The 23701-nt window shown below is 70.8% G+C and carries 18 protein-coding genes and 1 tRNA gene; 10 read left to right on the top strand and 9 right to left on the bottom strand.

The genetic code is table 11. The features are described 5' to 3' along the window. Positions 1–185 precede the first annotated feature (185 nt). The 3 genes from tig to GC203_RS09470 form a co-directional block, all read right to left on the bottom strand. Positions 186–1544 (bottom strand): trigger factor, encoded by a 1359-nt coding sequence (gene tig / locus GC203_RS09480; RefSeq protein WP_293453904.1) that lies wholly within the window; start codon positions 1542–1544, stop codon positions 186–188. A 152-nt stretch (positions 1545–1696) separates the two neighbouring features. After that, the gene (locus tag GC203_RS09475; protein ID WP_293453652.1) at positions 1697–3589 is read right to left on the bottom strand and encodes an ATP-binding protein; all 1893 of its coding nucleotides are present in this window, start codon (positions 3587–3589) and stop codon (positions 1697–1699) included. A 122-nt stretch (positions 3590–3711) separates the two neighbouring features. After that, positions 3712–3794: transfer RNA gene (locus GC203_RS09470), tRNA-Leu, on the bottom strand. 97 nt (positions 3795–3891) lie between these two features. Here GC203_RS09470 and GC203_RS09465 point away from each other — a divergent pair. After that, complete coding sequence (locus tag GC203_RS09465) at positions 3892–5124, top strand: glycosyltransferase (protein ID WP_293453650.1); 1233 nt, start codon at positions 3892–3894, stop codon at positions 5122–5124. 187 nt (positions 5125–5311) lie between these two features. Here the strand turns inward: GC203_RS09465 and GC203_RS09460 are convergent, their stop codons facing one another. The 3 genes from GC203_RS09460 to GC203_RS09450 are packed head-to-tail and all read right to left on the bottom strand — an operon-like array spanning position 5312 to position 7920. Further along, positions 5312–5770, bottom strand: a complete 459-nt coding sequence (locus tag GC203_RS09460) for a DNA polymerase III subunit chi (protein ID WP_293453649.1) — start codon at positions 5768–5770, stop codon at positions 5312–5314. Beyond that, on the bottom strand, positions 5763–6461 hold the full coding sequence (locus tag GC203_RS09455; RefSeq protein WP_293453647.1) for a hypothetical protein: 699 nt from the start codon (positions 6459–6461) through the stop codon (positions 5763–5765). Before GC203_RS09455 ends, GC203_RS09460 begins: the two co-directional genes overlap by 8 nt. A 13-nt stretch (positions 6462–6474) precedes the next feature. After that, on the bottom strand, positions 6475–7920 hold the full coding sequence (locus GC203_RS09450) for a leucyl aminopeptidase (protein WP_293453645.1): 1446 nt from the start codon (positions 7918–7920) through the stop codon (positions 6475–6477). Positions 7921–8161: 241 nt separating this feature from the next. On the opposite strand from GC203_RS09450, the gene lptF reads away from it, so the two are divergent. From lptF to GC203_RS09405, 9 genes are all read left to right on the top strand, one after another. Then, positions 8162–9313 (top strand): LPS export ABC transporter permease LptF, encoded by a 1152-nt coding sequence (gene lptF / locus GC203_RS09445; RefSeq protein ID WP_293453643.1) that lies wholly within the window; start codon positions 8162–8164, stop codon positions 9311–9313. Further along, complete coding sequence (lptG, locus tag GC203_RS09440; RefSeq protein WP_293453642.1) at positions 9310–10413, top strand: LPS export ABC transporter permease LptG; 1104 nt, start codon at positions 9310–9312, stop codon at positions 10411–10413. The genes lptF and lptG overlap by 4 nt, the downstream gene beginning before the upstream one ends. Before the next feature lie 92 nt (positions 10414–10505). Beyond that, positions 10506–12833 carry an LPS-assembly protein LptD gene (locus GC203_RS09435; protein ID WP_293453640.1) on the top strand — a complete coding sequence of 776 codons (2328 nt, stop codon included), beginning with the start codon at positions 10506–10508 and terminating at the stop codon, positions 12831–12833. Positions 12834–12873: 40 nt separating this feature from the next. Further along, positions 12874–14238: a peptidylprolyl isomerase gene (locus GC203_RS09430; protein ID WP_293453638.1), complete on the top strand. Its 1365-nt coding sequence runs from the start codon at positions 12874–12876 to the stop codon at positions 14236–14238. Next, entirely contained in the window at positions 14235–15242 is a 1008-nt protein-coding gene (pdxA, locus tag GC203_RS09425) for a 4-hydroxythreonine-4-phosphate dehydrogenase PdxA (RefSeq protein ID WP_293453636.1), read from the top strand. Before GC203_RS09430 ends, pdxA begins: the two co-directional genes overlap by 4 nt. Further along, a complete protein-coding gene (gene rsmA / locus GC203_RS09420) occupies positions 15239–16066 on the top strand; it encodes a 16S rRNA (adenine(1518)-N(6)/adenine(1519)-N(6))-dimethyltransferase RsmA (RefSeq protein WP_293453634.1) in 828 nt (275 codons plus the stop codon). Before pdxA ends, rsmA begins: the two co-directional genes overlap by 4 nt. 97 nt (positions 16067–16163) lie before the next feature. After that, positions 16164–16832 (top strand): DUF969 domain-containing protein, encoded by a 669-nt coding sequence (locus GC203_RS09415; RefSeq protein WP_293453632.1) that lies wholly within the window; start codon positions 16164–16166, stop codon positions 16830–16832. Then, on the top strand, positions 16829–17782 hold the full coding sequence (locus GC203_RS09410; RefSeq protein ID WP_293453630.1) for a DUF979 domain-containing protein: 954 nt from the start codon (positions 16829–16831) through the stop codon (positions 17780–17782). The genes GC203_RS09415 and GC203_RS09410 overlap by 4 nt, the downstream gene beginning before the upstream one ends. Then, entirely contained in the window at positions 17763–18770 is a 1008-nt protein-coding gene (locus GC203_RS09405; protein WP_293453628.1) for a DUF2891 domain-containing protein, read from the top strand. Before GC203_RS09410 ends, GC203_RS09405 begins: the two co-directional genes overlap by 20 nt. 4 nt (positions 18771–18774) lie before the next feature. Here GC203_RS09405 and GC203_RS09400 read toward each other — a convergent pair whose 3' ends face one another. From GC203_RS09400 to GC203_RS09390, 3 genes are all read right to left on the bottom strand, one after another. Continuing rightward, positions 18775–20529, bottom strand: coding sequence for a PAS domain S-box protein (locus GC203_RS09400; RefSeq protein ID WP_293453626.1), 1755 nt, complete (start codon positions 20527–20529; stop codon positions 18775–18777). Positions 20530–20770: 241 nt separating this feature from the next. Beyond that, a complete protein-coding gene (locus GC203_RS09395; RefSeq protein WP_293453624.1) occupies positions 20771–22696 on the bottom strand; it encodes an NAD(P)/FAD-dependent oxidoreductase in 1926 nt (641 codons plus the stop codon). Between the two features lie 89 nt (positions 22697–22785). After that, positions 22786–23700, bottom strand: a complete 915-nt coding sequence (locus tag GC203_RS09390) for an aldo/keto reductase (protein ID WP_293453622.1) — start codon at positions 23698–23700, stop codon at positions 22786–22788. Position 23701 lies beyond the last annotated feature (1 nt).

Raw genomic sequence — 23701 nt, 5'->3', positions numbered from 1 at the left:
TAGAGCCGGGATCCAGCCGCGCGGCGGTGAAGCTGCCGGCCCGGGCGCGTCGAGGGTGGCGCCGCTGGGTCCCGGATCTTCGGGCGCGTCGCGCCCTCCGTCCGGGATGACGCCGTGAGCAAGTTAGGCAGAAAAGCCGCGAACCGGCCTCAGCGCCTTCCCGGGAAGCTGTTCCGCCGCGCGGGCTACTCTTCGTAGCCGGCCGGCAGGTCGTCTTCCTTCAGGAGTTCGTCCTTGCTGACCTTCTTCTCCTTGACCTTGGCCTGGGAGACGATGAGGTCGACGACCTTGTCCTCGAAGATCGGCGCGCGGAGCTGGGCCTGGGCGTTGGCGTTCTGGCGCAGCAGGTTGAACACCTCCTGGGCCTGGGCGCCGTAGCGGCGGGCTTCTTCCATCATCGCCTGGCCGAGCTCCTGCTCGGTGACCTGGATGTTGTTGGCGCGGCCGATCTCGGCCAGCACGAGGCCCAGGCGCACCCGGCGCTCGGCGATCTTGCGGTATTCCTTCTCGAGCTGGTCCTCGGTCTTGTCGGCGTCCTCGGGCGGCAGCGAGCCGCCTTCCTTGTCCTGCTGGACCTGCGACCAGATGGCGGCGAACTCGGACTCGACCATCTTGGGCGGCAGCGGGAAGTCGTGCTTGGACTCCAGCTCGTCCAACAGCGCGCGCTTCAGCTTGAAGCGCGAGGCCCCGGCGTACTGTTCCTCCAGGTTGCCCTTCACCAGCTCCTTCAGCTTCTCCAGGCTCTCCAGGCCGAGGCGCTGGGCGAACTCGTCGTCGGCCGGCGCGTCCTTGGGCGCGCGCACTTCCTTCACCTTGACCTCGAACTCCGCGTCCTTGCCGGCGAGATGAGCGGCCTGGTACTCGGCCGGGAACGTCACCTTCACCGTGGCGTCGCTGTCGGGCTTGGCGCCCACGAGCTGTTCCTCGAAGCCCGGGATGAACTGGCCGGAGCCCAGCACCAGCTCGACGTCGGTGGCGGTCCCGCCATCGAAGGCCTCGCCGTCGATGCGGCCGATGAAGTCGATCAGCAGCTGGTCGCCGTCCTTCGCCTTGACGGTCTTGCCCGTGCGCGGCTCGTAGGTGCGGTTCTGCTTGGCGAGATCGGCGACGGTCTCGTCCACTTCCTTTTCGGTGGGGGCGTAGACCGGCTTGGAGAGCGACAGCGTCGCGGCGTCGACCGGCTCGAATTCCGGCATCAGGTCGATGGCCAGCTCGTAGGCCAGGTCGGCCTTGCCTTCCATCACCGCCTCGATGTCGCCCTCGGGCTTGAGGTCGGGCTCGCCCGCCGGGCGCAGCTTGTTGTCTTCCAGCACCTTCTGGGTGGTCTCGTTCAGGGTCTCCTGCACGACCTCGCTCATCAGCGCCTTGCCATAGAGGCGGCGCACGTGGGCCGGCGGCACCTTGCCCGGCCGGAAGCCCTTGATGTTGAGGGTCGGCGTGATCTCGGCGATCCGAGCCTCCAGCCGCTCGGTCAGGTCGGCGACGGGAACCGTCACCCCATAGACACGGCTCAGGCCTTCACCAGACTTCTCAACGATCTGCATCGACATCTTCAGATTCCTGGAGCAGGGCGTCTCGCTGCGCCGCGTCCGTCCTTTAGGTCAAACGAGGATGGCCGCAGGACAGGGTCCGGCGGCGCGAAGGCGCCCTTATGTCACGGTGTCGTCGCGCGTCCAAGCCCCATCGCGGGCCGGCGTCACGCCGCCTCGTCGCGGGGCGCCCCGAACCGCTGCTGGAGGCAATCGACCAGCGCGGCGACGTCGATCGGCTTGGCCAGCATGTCGTCCATTCCGGCGGCGCGATAGCGCTCGGTCTCGTGCGACAGCACGCTCGCCGTGACGGCCACGATCGGCGTGCGGAGCCGGCCCAGCGCGGTCTCAAGCGAGCGCATGCGGCGGGTGGCCTCCAGGCCGTCCATCCCCGGCATGTTGACGTCCATCAGCACGAGGCCCCAGGTCCGCGCCTCGAAAGCCGCGACCGCGGCCACCCCGTCGTCGGCGGTCTCGCAGGCGAGGCCGAGATGTCCCAGCAGGGTCTTCAGGACGAGCTGATTGGTGGGATTGTCGTCGACCACCAGGATATCGCCGCCCGCCGACGGGGCGACGCCCGGGGGCGCCGCCGCCTCCGGTCCTGGCGGCGCCTCGGCCTCGACCCGCGGAAGAGCGGTGCGGACCGTGAAGCACGAGCCGCGCCCCGGGTCGGACGCGACGGTGAGCCCGCCGCCCATCAGTTCCGCAAGCTCGCGCGAAATGGCGAGCCCCAGCCCGGTTCCGCCGGCGCGGCGCGCCGTGGAGGCGTCGGCCTGCACGAAGCGGTCGAAGATCCGCGCCTGGTCCTCGGGCGGGATGCCGATGCCGGTGTCCCGCACGGCGCAGATCAGCCCCTCGTCGTCCCCATCGAAGGTGATCGTCACACCGCCCGCCTCGGTGAACTTGAGCGCGTTCGCGACCAGGTTGCCCACGATCTGGCGCAGACGGACCTCATCGCCCATGCGCATGCCGAGCGCGCCGTCGGTAACGGTGAGCTCGAACGCCAGGTTCTTCTCCACCGCCAGCATCTCGTAGAGGCGCCGCACCCCATCGGCGAACGCGGCGACGTCGAAGGGGGCCGGCGAAAGCTGGAGCTGGCCGGCCTCGACCTTGGAGATGTCGAGGACGTCGTTGACGATCCCCAGCAGCATGCGCGCCGAGTCGCGGATGACGTCCAACTGCCCGGCCTGGGGCGCAGCGAGCGCAGCGCGGTCCATGGCCTGGGCCATGCCGAGGACACCGTTCAGCGGGGTGCGGATCTCGTGGCTGATGGTGGCGAGGAACGCCGACTTGGCGCGATTGGCCGCCTCCGCCCTGCCCGCCATGTCCCTCAGTTCCGCGGTGCGGGCGGCGACCCGCGCCTCGAGCGACCGGTTGGCCTCGTCGATCTCGGCGTTGCGGGCGCGCAGCTCCCCGACCAGCGCGTGTTTCTCGGCCGCCAGCCGGATGGATCGGACGACCAGCGTATGGCCGTTCCGGTGCGCGGCGATCATGACCAGCCAGTAGGCCAGCCCGAGCGCGCCGAGGACCCGCTCGTGCGCATCGCCCAGGAGCAGCGTGAGGCTGGCCGGCGCCAGCAGCAAGGTGCCGTAGGCCGCGCCGGTGATCCGCAGCGGCGCGAGGGTGCCGATCGCGCCGCCCGCCAGCGCCGACAGGACGATGATGATGGCGAAGCGCACGAATTCGGGCTCGACGGGCAGGCGCGCGATCGCGAGGAAGGCCCATAGCCCCGCGCTGACGAGCAGCCCGGCGGAATGCACCAGCGAAAGCCGGCGCCGCCGCGCCAGGTCGAGGTCGCCTCCGCGGGCCAACGCCCGCTTCGCGCGATGATTGGTCCACAGGCGCACGCCGACGACGGCCAGCACGACCGCCAGCCACGAATCGTAGAAGGCCCGGTCCTCGGTCCGGCCGAGGAACGTGACCCCGACGGCGGCGGCCACGTGGACCGCGATGGTCAGCAGGTTGTTGCGCACCGCCAGGCCCAGCAACGGGCCGTCGAGTTCCGGCCCCCGCGCCGGCGGCCCGATCAGTCGTTCGAAAAGTCTCGCCAGTCCCGGCATGATTACGGCGTGCCTCCGAGCCGCAAACTTCGCAGGCGAGCTTAACGAGGCGTTTTCTTAACTATTTCCGGTCGTCGAACGTTGCTCATTCTGGGTTTCGGAGGCCCAGCGCACGAGTCATCTGGTGCGGCTAGAGGGACTCGAACCCCCACGGTTGCCCGACGGTACCTAAAACCGTTGCGTCTACCAATTCCGCCATAGCCGCGCCCTGAGCGGTCTATCGCGGCAGCTCGTCGGCCAGCAAGCCGTTCCTCGCATCGAGCCCGCGTGACATGGCCCGCCGCCGCGGGCAAAAGGCGCCCATGCCGCGCGGCGTTCTCTTTGTGCACAACAATTTCCCCGGACAGTTCCGGGATCTGGCCGAGACCCTGATGGCGCGCGGGGTGCCCTGCTGCGCGGTCGGGCAGGATCACGCCAAGGGCGTCCCCGGCGTGCGGATCTACAAGTACCAGCTGGCGCGCGGCTCGACGCCCGGCGTCTACGACCTTGCGGTGCGGGCCGAGGCCGACCTGCTGCGGGCGCGCGGCGCCTTGGAGGCGGCCCGCCGCCTGGCCATGGAGGGATGGGATCCCGCCGTCATCGTCGCCCATCCCGGCTGGGGCGAGACGGTGCTGCTGCGCGAGGTGTTTCCGAACGCCCGGATGGCGGCCTTCGCCGAGTACTACTACCACGGCCGCGGCTATGACGTCGGCTTCGACACCGAGTTCCTGCCGTTCGACCAGGAGGCGGTCTACAAGGTCGAGGCCAAGAACGCGGTGATGGCGCTGGGCTATCTGGGCGCCGACGTCCTGGTGGCGCCGACCGAGTTCCAGGCCGGAGCCCTGCCCGAGCTGCTGCGGACCCGGACCCGCGTGATCCACGAAGGGGTCGACGTGGACGCCATCCGCCCCGGACCGGCCGAGCCGTTCGCGCTGGACGACGGCCGCACGATCGCTCCCGGAACGCCGGTGATCACCCACATCAACAACAACCTGGAGCCGCTGCGAGGCCTGCACATCTTCGCCCGCGCCCTGCCCCGCCTGCTCGCCGAGGTCCCCGAGGCCCAGGTGCTGATCTTCGGCCAGGCCGGCGGGCGGCCCTATGGCGGGTCGCCCGAGGACGGGCGGACATGGCGGGAGGTGTGCTTCGACGGCGTCGCCGACGACCCGGACCGCGTCCACTTCCTGGGCCGCACCGAGCACGCCCGCATGCTGGCCGCGCTCAGGCTGAGCACGGCGCATGTCTACTACACCTATCCCTTCGTGCTTTCGTGGTCGCTGGCCGAGGCCATGGCCAGCGGCTGCTACGTGATCGGCTCCGACACCGCCCCCCTGCACGACGCCATCACCGACGGCGTCGACGGCCGGCTCCTGCCGTTCTTCGACGTCGCAGCGCTTTCGGACGCCCTGATCGAGGCCTGCCGCAATCCCGAGGCCTCGGCGCCCCTGCGGGCCGCCGCGCGGGAGACCGCCGTCGCCAAGTTCAGCCGCGCCAAGGGACGCGAGGCCTGGCTGGACCTGCTGCGGGAACTGGGCGCGGAGATCCCGGCCGCCTAGGCCGGCGACGCATCAGCCGACGTTCGCCGTCATCGCCCGGCTTGTCCGCGCGGCCCATGAATAGGGGGATCAGCCGGCCTGGCGGCGCCGCCGCGCCCTCGCCTGCCCCGTCGGCGCTTGTGGGTGGCCCGGACAAGCCGGGCCATGACGACGGAGAATGTTTCGACGCGGAGAACGAGTCGGCCGCCTAGGCCTGCTTCTCCCAGCCGCGGGACTGCTGCTTCCAGTACGAGGCGGGCAGGCCCTTGGCCTTCACCTCGGTCCACAGCGTGCGAGCGTTGCGCAGCTGGGCCTCGTCGGCGCCGTCGAACAGGACGATGCAGCGGCTGTAGCCCGCCAGCTCGCCCGGCTGGGCGCCGTCCACCAGGAACAGGGCGTCGGCGTGGTTGGGGTTGTCCATGCCGGTGGTCAGCAGGATGGGCTGGCGCTCGGGCTGGGGCTCCTCGGCCGGGGCGTGCGGCAGGAAGCTTTCGTCGCGATAGCTCCACAGCCAGCCGTCGAGATGGTCGATGCGCTCGCGCGCCGACGAGCGGACGATGGCGCGCCAGCCGCGCTGCAGCGTCTTTTCCAGCAGTTCGGGCAGCGCCTGGTCCAGCCCGGTGCGCTCCAGGTGATAGAACCAGACCTCGCAGGGCGTCTCAGCCACCCGCTTCCCCCAGGCGCCGGGCCAGACCCTCGATCGCCGTGGCCACGGCGGGCGCATGGGTCAGCATGGCGAGATGATGCAACGGCAGGCTCACCACCGGCCAGCCCCGGCGGCCGGCGATCTGCGCCTCCTCGACGTAGGCGCCGCTGAGCTGGAGAAAGGCGGCCGGGGCGTCCAGGCCGAGCTCGGGGGCCAGCTCCTCGAAATAGTCGATGGGGATGGGCTCCAGCTCGCCGATCAGGGCCGTGCGGAGGCCGTCGTCGGGGACCAGGCGCTCCAGCGCGCCCGGCGGCCACCAGCGATCCCACGACGGCAGCCGCCCCTGCTCCGCGCCGGCCCGGAGCTGGAGCCCCAGGTCCGGCGGCGCGGTGTCGAACCAGCTGAGCCCCGGGTGCGGCAGCAAGGCGTCGCAATAGATGACGCCGCCCAGCCGTCCGGATGCGAGCGCGGCCACGGACGGGATCAGCGGCCCCGCCCCGGAATGGGCCACGACGATGGTGTCGCCCGCCGGCTGGAGGGTCGCCGACATGCTGTTGGCGAGGGCGGCGTAGCAGTCGTCGCCCAGGGTCGAGAGCCGGGGCCACGCCGGCGTCTCGGCCGCGAGGCCGCGCGCCCTCAGCTCATCGGCCACGGCCCGCCAGCAGAGCGGGCCGAGGAGCGGGCTGTGGAGCAGGACCAGCCGGGGCGCCATGGACCGCGCGCCGTCAGGATTCGTACTTGTCCTGCACCATCCGGTTCAGCAGCCGGACGCCATAGCCGGTGGCTCCGTCCGGGATGGTCGGCACGGTGGACGGCTTCTTCCAGGCGGTGGAGGCGATGTCGAGGTGCGCCCAGGGCAGGTCGTTGACGAAGCGCTTCAGGAACAGGGCCGCGGTGATCGAGCCGCCCGGCCGGCCGCCGGTGTTCTTCACGTCGGCGATCATCGAGTCGATCTGCTTGTTGTAGGCGTCGGGCAGCGGCATGCGCCACAGGGGCTCGCCCTCGGCGCCGGCGGCGGCGAGGAGGTTGCCGGCCAGCTCGTCGTTGTTGGAGAAGCAGCCGGCGTAGTCATTGCCCAGCGAAATGATGATCGCGCCGGTCAGGGTGGCGAGATCGACCATGAACTTGGGCTTGAAGCGGTCCTGGCAGTACCAGAGCGCGTCGGCCAGCACGAGGCGGCCCTCGGCGTCGGTGTTGATGACCTCGATGGTCTGGCCCGACATGGAGGTGACCACGTCGCCCGGACGCTGGGCGTTGCCGTCGGGCATGTTCTCGACGAGGCCGAGGATGCCGATGGCGTTCACCTTGGCCTTGCGGCCGGCCAGGACGTGCATGAGGCCCGCGACGGCGCCCGCGCCGCCCATGTCCCACTTCATGTCCTCCATGCCGTCGGCCGGCTTCAGCGAGATGCCGCCGGTGTCGAAGCAGACGCCCTTGCCGACGAAGGCGATGGGCTGATCGCCCTTCTTGCCGCCGTTCCACTTCACGATCGCCAGCTGGCTCTCGCGGATGCTGCCCTGGCCCACGCCCAGCAGCGAGCCCATGCCCAGCTTCATCATCTCGGGCTCGCCGAGGATCTCGACCTCGAGGCCCAGGCTCTCCAGCGCCTTCACGCGGGCGGCGAACTCGGCGGGATAGAGGATGTTGGCCGGCTCGGAGACCAGGTCGCGGGTGAAGGCCACGCCGTCGGCGAGGGCCGCCAGCGGCGCGAAGGCGGCGATCGCGGCGTCGGAGTCGGCCACGACGATCTCGGTCCGGGAGACGGACGGCTTCTTATCGGCCGGCTCCTTGGTCCGGTACTTGTCGAAGCGGTAGCTGGCGAGGCGGACACCCAGCGCCGCGTGCGCGGCGGTCTCGGCGCCCTCGGGGAGTTCGATGCGCAGGGTCTCGAGGCCCGAGGCCTTCACCGCGGCGTAGGCGCTGGCGGCGGCATGCTCGGCGCCGATCGTGTCGAAGGCGTCCTTCTTGCCCGCGCCGACGAGGACCAGCCGCGCGGCGTCGACGCCGGAGGGCGCGAGCACGTCCAGGGTCTGCCCCTTGGCGCCCGTGAAGCGGCTGGCGGCCACCGCGGCGGCCAGCGGCCCCGTCTGAGCCTCGCCCTCGAAGACGATGCGCGCCAGGGCGGCCTTCGGAGAAACGGCGACGCCCGCCGCCACGAACTCGATATCCATCGTCACACTCTCTCGGAGCTGCGCCGGCCGTGGCCAAGGTCATGTTGTCTGGCGCGGCGACGCATGGTTTAGAACGGGATTGCGGCCGGGCCGCGTCCAATCCTGCGGGCCTAGTGCGTAGCGGACAAAAGGGGAAGCCGCTTTCGCACGCCGCAACGCTATGGTTCCGGGTTTCGAACTTCCTCCTCCGCTTCAGGCATCGTTCAGCTGAAAGGGCAAGGCTCAGGCCGTAGTACGCGAAATGCGCCTGATCGACCGATATCTCCTGCGCCAGCTCGTCGGGCCAGTCGCGCTAGCGACTCTGGCGCTGACGGCGGTCGCGTTGCTGAGCCAGAGCCTGGCGGGCCTCGACCTGATCGTGAACCAGCGCCAGAGCGCGCTCGTGTTCCTCAAGGTGACGCTGCTGTACATGCCGCAGCTCATCAACCTGGTGCTGCCGATCGCCGTGTTCGTGGCCGCGCTGGTGGCCCTGAACCGCCTGCACACCGAGCAGGAGATCGTCGTCTGCTTCGCCGGCGGCATGAGCCGCTGGCGGGTGGTCTCGCCGGCGATGCGGCTGGCGGCGACCATCGCGTTCCTTGCGCTGGCGATGAACCTGTTCATCCAGCCGGCCGCCTTCCGGACCCTGCGCCAGGAGCTGTTCGAGGTGCGGACCGACCTTGCCGCCACCCTGGTGCGCGAGGGCGAGTTCACCCACCCGGCGCCGGGCCTGACGGTCTACGCCCAGAAGGTCGACAGCTCGGGCAACCTGGTGAACCTGTTCATCCATCAGGTCCGGCCGGACGGCTCGGACACGACCTATTCGGCCGAGAAAGGCCACATCGCGCGCAGCCAGGGCCGGCCGGTGCTGATCCTGCAGAACGGCTCGAACCAGGAGCTGTCGAGCCGCGGGGTGCTGAACTTCCTCACGTTCCGCAGCTACACCTTCGACCTCGGGCCGCTGGCGAACTCCGACGAGCTAATCCACTACAAGCCGTCCGACCGCTATCTGCACGAGCTGCTCTTCCCCGACCTCCAGCAGGACTGGGAGCGGCGCAACCGCCTCGACCTGATGGCCGAGGGGCACGCCCGCCTGGCCTCGCCGCTCTACAACATCGCCTTCATGGCCATGGCGCTCGCCGCGATCATCGGCGGCGGGTTCTCGCGCCTGGGCTACGGCCGCCGGATCGCCACCATGGCCGCCCTGGCCGCGATCGCCCGGCTGGCCGGCTTCCAGTTCCAGGCCGCCGCCGAAGACAACGCCTGGCTCAACATCGGCCAGTACGCCACCCCGCTCCTGGCCACGTGGCTGGCGCTGGCCCAGATCTTCCGGGGCCGGGTGAACCGCCACATCGACATCACCCGGCGCAAGTCGCGGATCGCCGCCGCCCCCACCGCCGAGGCCGCCGCGTGAACGGGCTGGGGCGGATAGAGCGCTACGTCTCCGCGCGGCTGCTCATGGGCGTCGCGACCGCGCTGGCGGTCATCGCCGCCGTGGTGCTGCTGATCCAGTTCGTCGAGCTGTCGAGCCAGGTCGGGACCCGGGCCGACGTCGGCGCCGACAGCATCTTCAGCCTCACCCTGCTCCGCGCCCCGTCGCTCATCCAGATCCTGCTGCCGTTCTGCTTCCTGTTCGGCGGCCTGGGCGCCTATGTCGGGCTGAACCGGCGCAGCGAACTGGTGGCGATGCGCGCCGCCGGGGTCTCGGCCTGGCGCTTCATCGCCCCGCCGGCCGTGGGCGCCTTCGCCCTGGGCCTGCTGGCCGTGGGCGGGCTCAACCCCCTGGCCTCCTCGCTCAACGCCCGCTTCGAGAACGAGCGCGCGCGGATCATGCAGAACTACCTGGGCGACCGGCCCCAGGACGTGTGGCTGCGCCAGGGCGATGCGACGACCCAGGTGGTGATCCACGCCCGCGCCCGCGACGTCCAGAACGGCCTGGCGACGCTGAAGGGCGTCACGCTGTTCATCTACGAGAAGAACGATCGCGGCTTTCCCGAATTCCGCCGGCGGCTGGAGGCCGCGGAAGCGACGCTGCTGCCCGGCTTCTGGCGGCTCAAGGACGTGCGGGAGGCCACGGCGGGCGATTCGTCGATCCGCTCGGACAGCCTCTCGATCCGCTCGACGCTGGACGCCGAGGCGGCGATGGAGAGCCTGGCCTCGCCCGAGGCCATCGCCTTCTGGAAGCTGCCCAAGGCCATCCGCCTCACCGAGCAGGCCGGGTTTTCGGCTTCGGGCTACCGGCTTCGATTCCAGCAGCTGCTGGCGACCCCCCTGCTCTACGCCGCCATGACGGTGCTGGCCGCCGCCTTCTCGCTCCGGCTCACGCGTCTCGGCGGGCTGGCGGGCCTGGCGGGCGCCGGCGTGGCGCTGGGTTTCGTGATGTTCTTCTTCAATCAGTTCGCGGGCGCGCTGGCGCGGGCCGACATCCTGCCGCTGTTCGCCGCGGCCTGGGCGCCCGCGGTCGTCGCGCTGCTCGCCGGGGTGACCCTGCTTTGCTACACGGAAGACGGTTGAATCCTGGGCCGGCGCGGCTATGCATCGCAAGCCTGACACAAAGCACCGTCGGACGGCGGGACCCGCGGGCGAATAGGGGATCGAGAACGTAGATGAGTCCGCGTCGGCGTCCGCCGCGATCCGCTGGCAAGCGCGCGCTCCTGGCCGGCGCCGCGATCGCCCTGCTCCTGGGCGCGCACGCGCATGCGCAGGGCGTGGAGGGCAAGCCGCCCGCCGACGGCCTTCAGCCCGGCGAACTCTACATGGAAGCCGATGAGGTGTGGCGCGAGGACAAGGCCGCCCGCACCACGGCGACCGGGAACATCGAGGTCCGCTACAACGGCCGCACGCTACGGGCCGACAAGCTGGTCTACGACGACAACTCCGGCGTGATCCACGCCTACGGCCACATCGTCATCATCAACCCGGACGGCTCCACCGAATACGCCGACGAGGTGGTGCTGGACGACGAGATGAGCGCCGGTGTCGCGCTGGGCTTCTCCGCGCGCCTGCAGGAGAACGTCAAGATCGCCGCGGCCAGCGCCGCCAAGCGCAGCGACAACATCCAGGAGCTCAACAAGGCGATCTACACGCCCTGCGAGGCGTGCGCCAAGGACGGCTCGCCCAAGGCGCCCACCTGGTCGATCGCCGCGGAACGCGTGGTGCGCGACCAGCGCCGGCGGATCGTCTACTACCGCAACGCCCGCTTCCGCCTGTTCGGCGTGACCGTCGGCTACCTGCCGCTGTTCTGGCACGCCGACCCGCAGTCGAAGCGGAATTCCGGCTTCCTGGTGCCCAAGGCCTCGGCCTCGGACCGGCGCGGCTTCTCCTACGAGCAGCCGTACTACTGGGCCATCTCGCCCTCGATGGACCTGATCGTCAGCCCGCAGATCAACACCAAGATCGCGCCCTTCCTGAACGGCGAGTTCCGCCGGCGCTTCTACTCGGGCGATGTCGACATCCGCTTCGGCTACACCCACGCCCGCGACTTCGACGGCAAGGGCAACGAGCTGCCCGGCACCGACAGCGACCGCAGCTACATCCTCGGCCGCGGCTCGTTCCAGATCGACGAGAAGTGGCGCTGGGGGTTCACGGCCGAGCGCACCTCGGACGACCTGATCTTCGACAAGTACGAGATCGGCAAGGTCTACGAGAGCCGCGGGCCCTATGTGGCCGACGACCGCCGGCTGATCTCGCAGATCTACACGACGCGGCAGGACGAGCGTTCGTACCTCTCGGTCGCCGCCATGACGATCCAGGGCCTGCGCCCGGGCGCCATCGATCCCGTGACCGGCTTCGCCTCGGGCGAGAACGACCGCGTCTTCCCGGTGATCGGCCCATTGATCGAAGGCCACTACGAGCCGGCCCAGACGGTGCTGGGCGGGCGGCTGCGCCTGCACACCAGCGCCGTGGTGCTGAGCCGCGAGCAGTCGCAGACCGACCTCACCCAGCGACTGCCGGGCCTCGACAGCGCCCGGGCCACGGGCGAGGTCGACTGGCGGGCCGCCTACACCTCGTCGGCCGGCCTGCGGCTGGAGCCGTTCGTCAACGCGCGGGTCGACGGCTATCGCCTGCACGACATCCTGACGGGCGTGGGATCGGCCACGCGTAGCGACAGCATGAGCCGCGCCCTGGCGACGGCCGGCTTCGATATCTCCTATCCCCTGTTCAAGCGGACCGGGAACGCCACCATCGTCCTGGAGCCCGTGGCCCAGGTGGCCGCCTCGCCGAACGCCAAGCAGGTGGTGATCGGGCGCACGGCCGCGGGCGACCCCGTCTATCTGAACGAGGACAGCGTCGCCTTCGAGTTCGACGAGACCACCCTGTTCCGCGCCAACAAGTTCCCCGGCTACGACCTCTACGAGGACGGCGTGCGGCTGAACGTCGCCGGCCGCGCCACGGTGATGTGGGACGACGGGCGGCGGGCCAACTTCATGGTCGGCCGCAGCTTCCGCACCGAGCGGAACCCGGTCTTCACCGACCGCAGCGGCCTGCGGACCAAGGCGTCGGACTGGGTCGTCGCCGCCGACGCCCAGCCCATGCGGGGGCTGTCGCTGTTCACCCGCGCCCGGCTGGACAACGACACGCTGGACGTCCACCGCCTGGAAGCCGGGATCAACGCCTACAACAAGTACGGCAGCGGCTACGTCCGCTACCTGACCGACGATTTCGACATCAACGGCACGAAGCGCGAGAACCTCGACGTCGGCGGCGAGGTCTACCTGGGCCGGAACTACGGGATCAGCGTCTACGGCAACCGCGACCTGGCCCGCGACGCGTGGGTCATCCGCGACCTGGGCGTCTTCTACCGCGACGACTGCCTGCGGGTGGACGTGATCTACCGGCGCGAGGACACGATCGTCGGGCGCCTGCTGCCCAGCAACTCGGTCTCGGTGCGCCTAACGCTCGCCACATTGGGCGGCTCATTCAATGGCAGGTAACATGGGCCGGGGTTGGGCCCTGCGAGGGAAGACTTTCTTGATGATGCGCTATCTGACGGGCCCGGCAGCACGGTGCGCGATGATCGCCTGCGCCGCCGCCGCCATGGCGTCCGCCGCCCCCGCCCTCGCCCAGCCGGCGCCGGACGACGCGCCCACGGCCACCGCGCCGGCCGACGCCGCGCCGGCTCCGGTCCAGGCCCCGCCGCAGGGCCTCTCCGAGTCGGTGGCCGCCGTGGTCAACGACGACATCATCTCGACCTACGACCTGAGCCAGCGGATGCGGCTGCTGATCGCCACGTCGGGCGTCCAGCCCACCGAACAGAACCTGCCCCAGTTCCAGCGCGAGGCCCTGGTCTCGCTGGTGGACGAACGCCTCCAGTTCCAGGAACTGCGCCGGGTGGAGCGGGAGCAGAAGATCGACATCCTCGCCGACGACCAGGAGGTGAACGAGGAAGTCAACGGCATGGCCCAGCAGAACAACATGAGCGGCGAGCAGTTCCTCGGCTTCCTCGCCTCCCGGGGCATCGGCGCCGACACGCTGAAGCAGCAGCTGCGCGCCCAGATCAGCTGGGGCCGGTGGATCCGGGGCCGCTACGGCTCGCGCCTGCGCATCGGCGACGACCAGATCGCCGCCACCCAGGCCCGCCTGGAGGCCGAAGCCGCCAAGCCGCAGTACAACATCGGCGAGGTGCTGATCGACGCCAGCCGCGTGGGCGGCATGCAGCAGGCGATGGCCGGCGCCCAGCAGCTGATCGGCCAGATGCAGCAGGGCGCGCCCTTCCCCGCCGTGGCCCGGCAGTTCTCGGCCCTGCCCACGGCCGCCAGCGGCGGCGAGGCCGGGTGGGTGACCGCGGCCGACATGCCGCCCGAGGTGCAGCCGGTGCTGGAACAGATGCGGCCCGGCCAGCTGTCGCAGCCCATCCCGGTGAAGGACGGGGTCTACATCATCTACCTGAAGGACAAGCGGGCCGGCGGCGACGCCACGCTCGTGAACCTGAAGCAGGCGGCCGTGGCCCTGCCCAAGGACGCCAGCGCCGCCGACGAGGCCGCCGCGCGCGAAAAGCTCGAGGCGGTGAAGGGGCGCATCAAGGGCTGTGACTCCATCGAGGCCGCCGCCGCCAAGTCGCAGGGCGTGGTGGCCGGCGACCTGGGCGAGGCCGAGGTCAACGACCTGGCGCCCCAGTTCCAGGAAGCCGCCAACCGGCTGAAGGTGGGCGAGGTGTCGGACCCGATCCGCACGCCCGTCGGCCTGCACCTGATCGCCGTCTGCGGCCGGCGCTCGGCCAGCGCCGCCCAGGCCGACCGGGACCAGATCGAACAGCGGCTCTACAGCCAGCAACTGTCGATGATCTCCCGCCGCTACATGCGCGACCTGCGCAACTCGGCCACCATCGAGACGCGGTGACCGACCAGCCCCTCGCGCTCACCCTCGGCGATCCGGCCGGCGTCGGCCCCGAGATCGTCGTCAAGGCGTGGCGGGCGCTTCGGGAGACCGGTCCGGCCTTCTTCGTAGTGGGCGACGCCCAGGCCCTGAGTTCGGCGTCCGGTTCGTCGCGGGCCATCGTGAAGGCCATCTCCTCGGTGGACGAGGCGCGCGCGGCCTTCGCCGACGCCATCCCCGTGCTCGACCTGCCCGTCCGCGCGCCGGTGGTGGCGGGCCAGCCCTCGCCGGCGGCCGCGCAGGCGATCATCCGCTGGATCGAGACGGCGGTGGGCCTGACGCTCTCGAAGACCGCCTCCGGCCTGGTGACCGCGCCGATCGCCAAGGCCCCGCTCTACGCCGCCGGCTTCAAGTTTCCCGGCCACACCGAGTTCCTCGGCGACCTGACCGCCGCGGTCCGGCACGATGGGGCGCGGGGCCCGGTCATGATGCTGGCCGCCGCGGACCTGAGGGTGAGCCTGGTGACGGTGCACGAGCCGCTGGCGGCCGTGCCCGGCAAGCTGAGCATCGAAGCCATCGTCAACGCCGGCCTCGTCACCGCCCAGGCGTTGAAGCGCGACTTCGGCGTCGCCACGCCGCGGCTGGCGGTGGCCGGCCTCAACCCCCACGCCGGCGAAGGCGGGACGATCGGCCGCGAGGAGGTGGAGATCGTGGAGCCGGCGATCCGGGCGCTGCGCGACCTGGGCGTCGAGGTGCGGGGCCCCGTCCCGTCGGACACCCTGTTCCACGCCGAGGCGCGGGCGACCTATGACGCGGCGCTGTGCCTCTATCACGACCAGGCGCTGATCCCGGTGAAGATGCTGGACTTCTGGGGCGGGGTGAACGTGACCCTGGGCCTGCCGATCGTGCGGACCTCGCCCGACCACGGGACGGCCTTCGACATCGCCGGCCGCGGCGTCGCGCGCGCCGACAGCCTGATCGCGGCCATCCGGATGGCCGCCGAGATCGCCCGGCGCCGGGCGGGATGAGCCTGGACGCCCTGCCCGGCCTGCGCGAGGCGCTGGAAACGCACGGCCTGTGGGCCAAGAAGGCGTTCGGCCAGCACTTCCTGCTCGACCTGAACGTCACCCGCAAGATCGCCCGCATGGCCCAGGTGGGCGAGGCCGACCACGTGATCGAGGTGGGACCCGGCCCCGGCGGGCTGACCCGCGCCCTGCTGGAGACCGGGGCGCGGGTGACGGCGATCGAGAAGGACGAGCGGTTCCGGCCGCTGCTGGAGGAGGTAGCGGCCGCCTCGGGCCGGCTGGAGCTGATCTTCGGCGACGCGCTCAAGGCCGACGAGGCGGCGATCGCGGGCGGCGCGCCCGCGCACGTCGTCTCCAACCTGCCCTACAACGTCGGCACGCCGCTGCTGGTGAAGTGGCTCACCGGGCCGTGGACGCCGGCCTCGCTCACCCTGATGTTCCAGCGCGAGGTGGCCGACCGGATCACCGCCGGGCCGAACGAGGACGCCTACGGCCGGCTGGGTGTGCTGGCCCAGGCGACGTGCGAGGCGCACCGCGTGCTGGACGCGCCGGCGCGCGCCTTCACCCCGCCGCCCAAGGTGGATTCGGCCGTCGTACGGCTCGAACCCCGCGCCGACCGCCCCTCGCCCGACCGGCTGACCGCGCTCCAGACCGTGACGGCGGCCGCCTTCGGCCAGCGCCGCAAGATGCTGAGGTCCAGCCTCAAGAGCCTGGGCGGCGAGGCGCTCGCCGTGGCGGCCGGCCTCGACCCGCAGGCGCGCGCGGAGACGGTGCCGGTAGCCGGCTTCCTCGGCCTGGCCGACGCGTGGCTCGCGGCGGGGCGGTAGCCCCAGGTCGTGGCGCCGTGATCGGAATGGCCTCTAGGTCGTTGCTCCCGCCGCCATCACCCGCTCCAATGCCGGCAGAGTCGTTGCGGGAGCGGGCATGCTGACCCTTCTGGGCGTCGCCGCCGTGGTGGTCGGGTTCGCCGTGCGGCTGAACCCGCTGCTGGTGGTGGTGGGCGCGGCGTTCATCACGGGCCTGGCCGCCGGCAAGTCGCCGCTGGAGGTGCTGGACGCGTTCGGCCACGCCTTCAACGAGAACCGGTTCGTCAGCGCCGCCTACCTCGTCCTGCCGGTGATCGGCGTGGTGGAGCGCGCCGGGCTGCAGGAACAGGCGCGGACGCTCATCACCCGCTTCCGGGGCGTGTCGGTGGGCCCGCTGCTGATCGCCTATCTCGCCTTCCGCCAGCTCACCTCGGCCTTGGGGCTGACCTCGATCGCCGGCCAGGCCCAGAGCATCCGCCCCATCGTCGCGCCCATGGCCGAGGGGGCGGTGGAGGCGCGGCGCGGCCCGCTGGATCCGGCGACGCGGCAGCGGGTCCGGGCCTTCGCCGCAGCCACCGACAACATCGGCCTGTTCTTCGGCGAGGACATCTTCGTCGCCATCGGCTCGATCCTGCTCATGGTGGGCTTCCTGGCCGCCAGCGGCATCACCATGGACCCGATCCACCTGTCGCTGTGGGCCATCCCGACGGCCGTCGCGGCGTTCGCGATCCACGCGGTGCGGCTGGTCCTGTTCGACCGGCGCCACGGCCGGGGCGATGCGCCATGATCAAGCTGGGCGTCGTCTACGGTCTGGCCGGGCTGGTGTTCGCGGCCTTCGCGGTGCTGAGCGCGCTGGACCGCGCCAACCGCAAGCGGTTCGGCAACGCCGCCTTCTGGGGCCTGGTGTCGCTGAGCTTCCTGGCCGGCGACCGGCTGGGCGACCGGGGCAACGGCGTGCTGGTGCTGGGGCTGGCCCTGATCGCCGGCTTCGGCCTCCTGGGGCGCGGCGCGCCGCCCACCACCTCGCCCGACGAGCGGCGCGCCCTGGCCCAGCGCTTCGGGCTGAAGCTGTTCGCGCCGGCCCTGACCCTGCCTGTGGTGGTGGCGCTGGGCGTGCTGGTGCTGAAGCCGCTCCACTTCGGCGGGACGCCGCTGTTCGATCCCAAGCAGGCGACGCTGATCTCGCTGGCCCTGGCCGCGGTGATCGCCACGGGCGTCGGGCTGGTGCTGCTGCGCCAGCCGGCGATGAGCCCGCTGCAGGAGGGGCGCCGGCTGATGGACACGGTGGGCTGGGCGGCGCTGCTGCCCCAGATGCTGGCGGCGCTGGGCGCGGTGTTCGCCCTGGCCGGCGTGGGCGACACCATCGGCCGCCTCGTCACCGAATGGATCCCGATGGACGCGCGGATCACGGCGGTGGCGGTCTACTGCCTGGGCATGGCCGGCTTCACGGTGATCATGGGCAACGCCTTCGCCGCCTTCCCGGTGCTGACGGCCGGCATCGGATTCCCCATTCTTATCCGGCAGTTCGGCGGCGATCCTGCGGTGGTCGCCTCGATCGGCATGCTCTCGGGCTTCTGCGGCACGCTGATGACCCCGCTGGCGGCGAACTTCAACCTCGTCCCGGCGACGCTGCTGGAGCTTCCCGACCGGTACGCGGTCATCAAGGCTCAGATTCCGACGGCCCTGCCGCTGCTCGCGGCCAATGTGGTGCTGATGTATGTCCTCGCCTTCCGCTGATCGCCTGACGCCCGAGCTGGCGTCGCAGTTCGCCCGCATCGCCCTGGGCCACGTGACGCGGGAGTATCCGAACAAGCTGGACCACGTGATGACGGGGCCCCAGGACGCGCGCGGGCCGCGCGACCTGCATCCCATCTTCTTCGGCAGCTACGACTGGCACTCGTGCGTCCACGGCTACTGGACGCTGGCGACCGTGCTGCGCCTGCACCCGGAAATCCCGGAGGCGGCCCAGGTGCGGGCTCTGTTCGACGAGATCTTCACGACGGGAAACGTGGACGCCGAGGTCGCCTACCTCGACCGTCCCTCGTCGCGGGGGTTCGAGCGGCCCTACGGCTGGGCCTGGCTCCTGAAGCTGCAGGCGGAACTGGAGCGCCACCCGGAAGCCTGGGCGCGGACGCTGCGGCCGCTGGCCGACGCCTTCGAGGACCGCCTGCTCGCGTTCTTGCCGCTGGCCCGCTATCCGATCCGGACCGGCGTGCATTCGTCGACCGCCTTCGCCCTGCGGCTGGCCTGGGACTATCCGGCCGGCGAGGCGGCGTTGCCGTCGCTGATCCGCGATCGCGCGATCGCGTGGCACAAGGACGACCGCGACGCGAACGCCTGGGAGCCCTCGCTCGACGACTTCCTGTCGCCCACGCTGATGACCGCGGCGCTGATGTCGCACGTGATGGCCCGCGAGGCCTTCAGGGCCTGGTTCGCCGCCTACCTGCCGAACGCGGCGCGCCAGGCGCCGGCCAGCCTGTTCACGCCCGCCGTCCCGCCGGACCGCAGCGACGGCAAGATGGCCCACCTCGACGGCGTGAACCTGTCGCGCGCCTGGTGCTGGCGCGAGATCGCCGCCGCGCTCGATCCGGCCGATCCTGTCGCATCCGTGGCCGAGCAAGCCGCCCGCGCGCACCTCGCCGCCAGCCTGCCCCACGTGGCCGGCGACTACATGGGCGAGCATTGGCTGGCGTCGTTCGCCCTGCTGGCGCTGACCGCGCCCTGAAGGCTCAGGCGGCGTCGCGGACGCGGCGCAGCTCGTCGTCCAGCAGCTGGACGTCCACCGGTTTGCGCACCCGGGGACAGGCGTCGTAGGCGGGATTGCTCTCGAGCTGCTCGTAGCCGGTGCAGAAGACGAACGGGACGCTCCGATCCCGCAGCCATTCGGCCAGGGGATACACCAGCTTGCCGGCCAGGTTGACGTCCAGCACGGCGGCGTCCGGCAATGCGCCGTCACCGATCAGCCGGCGCGCCTCCTCAACCGTCGCGGCCGGCCCGACGACATCCCAACCGAGCGAGGCCAGGTCGTGGGAGATGGCCATGGCGATCAGCGCCTCGTCTTCCACCACCAGCACCCGCCCGCGCCGGCCGATCTGGCGGGGGTCGGGCGACGGAGGGGCGATGGGCCGCTGGGGGGCCGTCGGCGTGTCGAGCCGATAGGCCGAGGACGGCAGGCGGGCGACGAGGTTCAGGCCCGTGGCGGGCCAGGCCATCTCGATCGAGCCGCCGAGCTGGCGCGTCGCCACCTCGCGCACCAGGGTCGAGCCGAAGCCGGCGCGCTGCGGCGCCTCCACGGGCGGGCCGCCGAATTCGCTCCAGCGGATCTCGAGGTCGCCGTCGCCATCGATCGACCAGCTCACCTCCACCCGTCCACGCTCCGCAGACAGCGCACCATACTTCACCGCGTTGGTGGCGAGCTCGTGGATGAGCAGGCTGAGCGGCTGGACGGCGTTGGGCGGCAGGACGATGGTCGGGCCGTTGATGCGGACCTGGCCTTCGCGGTGGTAGCCGGCGGCCTCGTCGCGCACGATCTGGACGAGGTCAGCGCCCTCCCAGCGGTTCTGGGCCAGCAGCGAGTGGGCGCGGCCGAGAGCCGAGACCCGGCCGCGGACGGCGGCGATGAACTCCTCCTTGGTGGTGGCCCGGGTCAGGGAGACCACGGCCTGCACGACCGCCAGGGCGTTCTTGGCGCGGTGATCCACCTCGCGGGCGAGCAGCAGGCGGGCCTCCTCGTTGGCCTTCCGCTCGGTGATGTCGCGCAGGATCACGGTGGCCAGCCGGGCGCCGCCCACCTCGACGTGGGAGATCGAGGCCTCGACCGGGAATTCCTCGCCATTGGCCCGCAGGCCGCTGACGGCGCCCAAGGCCCCCATTCGGCGGTTGGTGACGCCCGCCTCCTTGAACCGCCGGATATGCTCGGCGTGGCCGGGGCGGAAGCGGTCGGGAATGAACCGTTCGATCGGCAGGCCCAGGGCGTCCTGGGTCTTGACCCCGAACATCCGCTCCGCCGCCGGGTTGAACAGGATGATCCGCTGGTCCTCGTCGATGGTGACCAGGGCGTCCATCGCCGACTCGACGATGCCCTCCATCCGCCGCCGGCTTTCCTCCAGCGCGTCCTCGTTGGCCTTCCGCTCTGTGATGTCGCGCAGGATGACGGTGAACAGGCGCTCGCCGCCGACCTCCACCTGGGAGATCGAGGCCTCGATGGGGAATTCCTCGCCGTTGTTCCTCAGGCCGCTGATCGCGCCCAGCGATCCCATCTGACGGTTGGTGACGCCCGTCTGCGCGAACCGGCGCATGTGGGCGCCGTGATCGTCGCGATACCGCTCGGGGATGAAGCGCGAGATGGGCCGGCCCAGCGCCTCGTCGGCGGACAGGCCGAACATCCGCTCGGCGGCCGGGTTGAAGAGGACGATCTCGCCACGGCCGTTGACCGTGATGATGCCGTCCATCGCCGAGCCGACGATGCCTTCCAGCCGCTTCATCGTCTCCACCGCGCTGCGCGAAGACCGAAGTCGATGGGAGTGACCCGGCAAGCTCTCCCCCCTGGTACGCCGCAACCTTGCAGCTTATACGATCCTTCGGATTTCCGAAGATATCAATCGCATACGCTAAAGCGCGTCCGTCCGGGCTTGAATCAAGCCCGGCGGGATCGACGTGCTCGCCTCTCCGGACTTGGAGGCCTTCTTGTCCGCCCGCGATGCCTCATCGTGAGCGGGAAGGCCTCTAGCCGACGGGTTCGGGGGCGCGCTCCAGGACGAAGTCGTCGGGGTTCGGCGCCAGCGTGGCGCGCCAGTAGTCGATCAGGCCGAAGGGCCAGTTCTGGCTGACCCGGCCGAAGCTGTTCTTGTACCAGCTCGACACGTTGGGAGAGCCCCAGGCCCAGCCCGCGTTGGCCTCGTCGACCTTGCGGTTGAAGTCGTCGTAGACGTCCTGCCTGGGCTCCAGCGCCCGGGCGCCGGTCTCGGCCAGCAGGTGCAGGCAGCCCACGATGTAGCGGACCGCGCACTCCGAGAAGAAGATGATCGAGCCGTTGACCACGATGTTGGTGTTGGGCCCGTAGATCGTGAAGAAGTTCGGGAAGCCCGGGTGGGTGATGCCGAGGTAGGCGCGGGCGTCCCCGCCCCAGCTCTCGTGCAGGTCGCGTCCGCCGCGGCCCTTCACTTTCAGGAACGACAGGAAGTTCGAGGCCTGGAAGCCGGTGCCGTAGATCAGCACGTCGGCCTCGTACTCGCGCCCGTCGGCGGTGACGACGCCCTTCGGCGTGATCCTGGCCACCTTCTCCGTCACCAGCTCGACGTTGTCGCGCTTGAGCGCGGCCAGCCAGACGCCGTTGTCCAGCACGGCCCGCTTGCCGCCGATGGGATAGTTCGGGGTCACCTTCGGCAGCAGGTCGGGCCGCTCGGCGAGCTGCATCCGATAGGACTCGGTGGCCATGTCGCGCAGCATGGCGTTGGCGGGGCTCACCGCGTCGGGCGAGCCGTTCCAGCTGGGATCGGTCTTCACCATCGGCAGGAAGCCTTCGGTGGTCATCCAGAAGAGCCAGAAGCGGTACCATTTGTCGTAGAAGGGCACGTGCTCCAGCGTCCACTTCATGCCGTCGGGCACGTCCTCGTGATAGTGCGGCACCGGCAGGCCCCACGGCGGATTGCGCTGGAAGACGGTGAGCTTGGCCACCTCGGGCGCGATCTCGGGGACGAACTGGTAGGCTGAAGCCCCCGTCCCGATCACGACCACCCGCTTGCCCTTCAGGTCGACGTCGTGCCGCCACTCGGCGGAGTGGAACGCCGGGCCCTCGAAGGTCCCGAGGCCTTCGATGTCGGGCATGCGCGGGCGGTTGAGCTGGCCCACGGCGGTGACCACGGCGGTGGCCTCGACCACCTCGGTCTTGCCGTCCTTGCCCTTCAGCGTGGCGCGCCAGACCTCCTTCGCCTCGTCCCAGGCCAGCTGCTCCACCAGGGTCTCGAAGCGGATGTGCTTCTTGAGGTCGTGCTTCTTGGCGATGCCGCGGAAGTATTCCAGCAGCACCGGCTGGGGCGAGAAGTGCTGGGGCCAGGCGTGGTTCGGCTCGAACGAGTAGCTGTACATGTGGTTGGAGTTGTCCACCCGGCAGCCCGGGTAGGTGTTCTCGAACCAGGTGCCGCCCACGTCGGCGTTCTTGTCGACGATCTCGAACGGCACGCCCGCCTGGGACAGGCGGATGCCCGTGAGCAGGCCAGACATGCCGGCGCCGACGATCAGCACCTTCATCTTGCGGGCGGCGGCCTGGACGGGCGGCGCCTCGAAGTGGGGATCCTTGCTGCTGCGCCCCTTGAGGACCAGTTCGTCTGTCAGGAAGTCGACATACTGCTCCGGAATCTCAGCGCCCGCGACGAAGTCCATCTGCCGCCGCAGGACGTCGATCGGCGGATTGGGCATGGCCATCGGCTTGCCCTCAAGATAGGCGCGGATCGCCTTGGCCGCCTCGGCGCGGATCTTGGCCTGTTCCTCCTCGGGAATGCCGGGATCGCCCCGCGACAGCGGATTGTAGACCGGCGTCCATTCGGACCGGAGCCAGTGGGTGTCGCCGGTCATGTGCACGAGCGCCGTCATCAGCGCCGGCAGGTGCGCGTCCTTGAGCACCGTCTCCAGGTCGGCGGGGATCTCGGCCATCTTGTTCCTGCCCTAGGTTATCGCTGTTCTGGTGAGCCCGAGCATGAACCCCGCGGCCGGGTGGCGGAAGCCCTGTCGTTACGTCAGGGTCAACCTGACTGCGCGGCGCGGATGCGCGCGACGAGCTCGGCCGGAAGCGGCATATCACCGGCCCGCAGGTTGTCGCGCAGGTGTTCCGGCCGGGTCGCGCCGAAGACCGCGGCGCTGACGCCGGGGTTGGCCAGGACGTAGCCCAGCGCCGCCTGAGCGCCGCTGCGGTCGGGCAGATGGTGCAGGAACCGGAAGCGCCGGCCGCGCGCCAGCTCGGCACGATGCCGCGTCAGGGCGCGAGCGGCGTACCAGACGTCCTGCGGGCCGCGCAGGCGGGCCAGGAGCGGCCGGGTGTGGCCCATGGCCAGCGGCATGCCGGCCAGGACCCCCTTCCCCGCCGCCGCCGCGCGGGCGATCAGCGGCTCCCGCTCCGGGCGCAGGACATTGTAGTCAACCATCACCACGTCGATCTGGGGCAGCGAGACGGCGTGCTCGATCACGGCCGGATCGAAGCTGTTCAGCCCCACCGCGCGCGCCACGCCCCTGGCCTTGAGGCCTTCGAGCGCCCGCAGCATCGCCTCGTCCAGTTCGCCGATCGAGGGGCCGTGAAGCTGGAGCAGGCCCAGCGCCTCCACGCCGAGGGTCTTCAGGCTGCGCTCAGCGCTGGCGACGACGGCGGCCGGCGTCATGTCACGCGCGATGCGGCCGCCGCCAGCGTGATAGGTGCCGGCCTTGGTGGCGATCACCAGGCCCGTCGAGTCGCGGCCGGCCAGGGCGCGGCCCAGGCGCGGCTCGGCCCGCCCGGCCGAATAGCTGGCGCCGGTGTCGAACAGGGTGACGCCCCGGTCGATCGCCTCATGGACCAGGCCCAAGGCGACCTTCTCTTCGAGGGCCGGCTTGCCCCACCAGCTCGCGCAGCCGAAGCCGAGCTCGGAGACGGTGAGGCCCGTGCGGCCGAGGGCCCGGTAGCGCATC

Origin of the sequence: Phenylobacterium sp. (assembly GCF_016124325.1) — a bacterium.
Taxonomy (GTDB): domain Bacteria; phylum Pseudomonadota; class Alphaproteobacteria; order Caulobacterales; family Caulobacteraceae; genus Phenylobacterium.
This window is presented reverse-complemented; position numbering and strand designations above follow the sequence as displayed.

Excerpts from the sequence above, each read along its gene's own strand:
- tig (WP_293453904.1), bottom strand. The coding sequence starts at position 1,544 with ATGCAGATCGTTGAGAAGTCTGGTGAAGGCCTGAGCCGTGTCTATGGG.
- GC203_RS09475 (WP_293453652.1), bottom strand. The coding sequence starts at position 3,589 with ATGCCGGGACTGGCGAGACTTTTCGAACGACTGATCGGGCCGCCGGCG.
- GC203_RS09465 (WP_293453650.1), top strand. The coding sequence starts at position 3,892 with ATGCCGCGCGGCGTTCTCTTTGTGCACAACAATTTCCCCGGACAGTTC.
- GC203_RS09455 (WP_293453647.1), bottom strand. The coding sequence starts at position 6,461 with ATGGCGCCCCGGCTGGTCCTGCTCCACAGCCCGCTCCTCGGCCCGCTC.
- GC203_RS09450 (WP_293453645.1), bottom strand. The coding sequence starts at position 7,920 with ATGGATATCGAGTTCGTGGCGGCGGGCGTCGCCGTTTCTCCGAAGGCC.
- lptF (WP_293453643.1), top strand. The coding sequence starts at position 8,162 with ATGCGCCTGATCGACCGATATCTCCTGCGCCAGCTCGTCGGGCCAGTC.
- GC203_RS09435 (WP_293453640.1), top strand. The coding sequence starts at position 10,506 with ATGAGTCCGCGTCGGCGTCCGCCGCGATCCGCTGGCAAGCGCGCGCTC.
- GC203_RS09430 (WP_293453638.1), top strand. The coding sequence starts at position 12,874 with ATGATGCGCTATCTGACGGGCCCGGCAGCACGGTGCGCGATGATCGCC.
- rsmA (WP_293453634.1), top strand. The coding sequence starts at position 15,239 with ATGAGCCTGGACGCCCTGCCCGGCCTGCGCGAGGCGCTGGAAACGCAC.
- GC203_RS09415 (WP_293453632.1), top strand. The coding sequence starts at position 16,164 with ATGCTGACCCTTCTGGGCGTCGCCGCCGTGGTGGTCGGGTTCGCCGTG.
- GC203_RS09410 (WP_293453630.1), top strand. The coding sequence starts at position 16,829 with ATGATCAAGCTGGGCGTCGTCTACGGTCTGGCCGGGCTGGTGTTCGCG.
- GC203_RS09405 (WP_293453628.1), top strand. The coding sequence starts at position 17,763 with ATGTCCTCGCCTTCCGCTGATCGCCTGACGCCCGAGCTGGCGTCGCAG.
- GC203_RS09400 (WP_293453626.1), bottom strand. The coding sequence starts at position 20,529 with ATGAAGCGGCTGGAAGGCATCGTCGGCTCGGCGATGGACGGCATCATC.
- GC203_RS09395 (WP_293453624.1), bottom strand. The coding sequence starts at position 22,696 with ATGGCCGAGATCCCCGCCGACCTGGAGACGGTGCTCAAGGACGCGCAC.
- GC203_RS09390 (WP_293453622.1), bottom strand. The coding sequence starts at position 23,700 with ATGCGCTACCGGGCCCTCGGCCGCACGGGCCTCACCGTCTCCGAGCTC.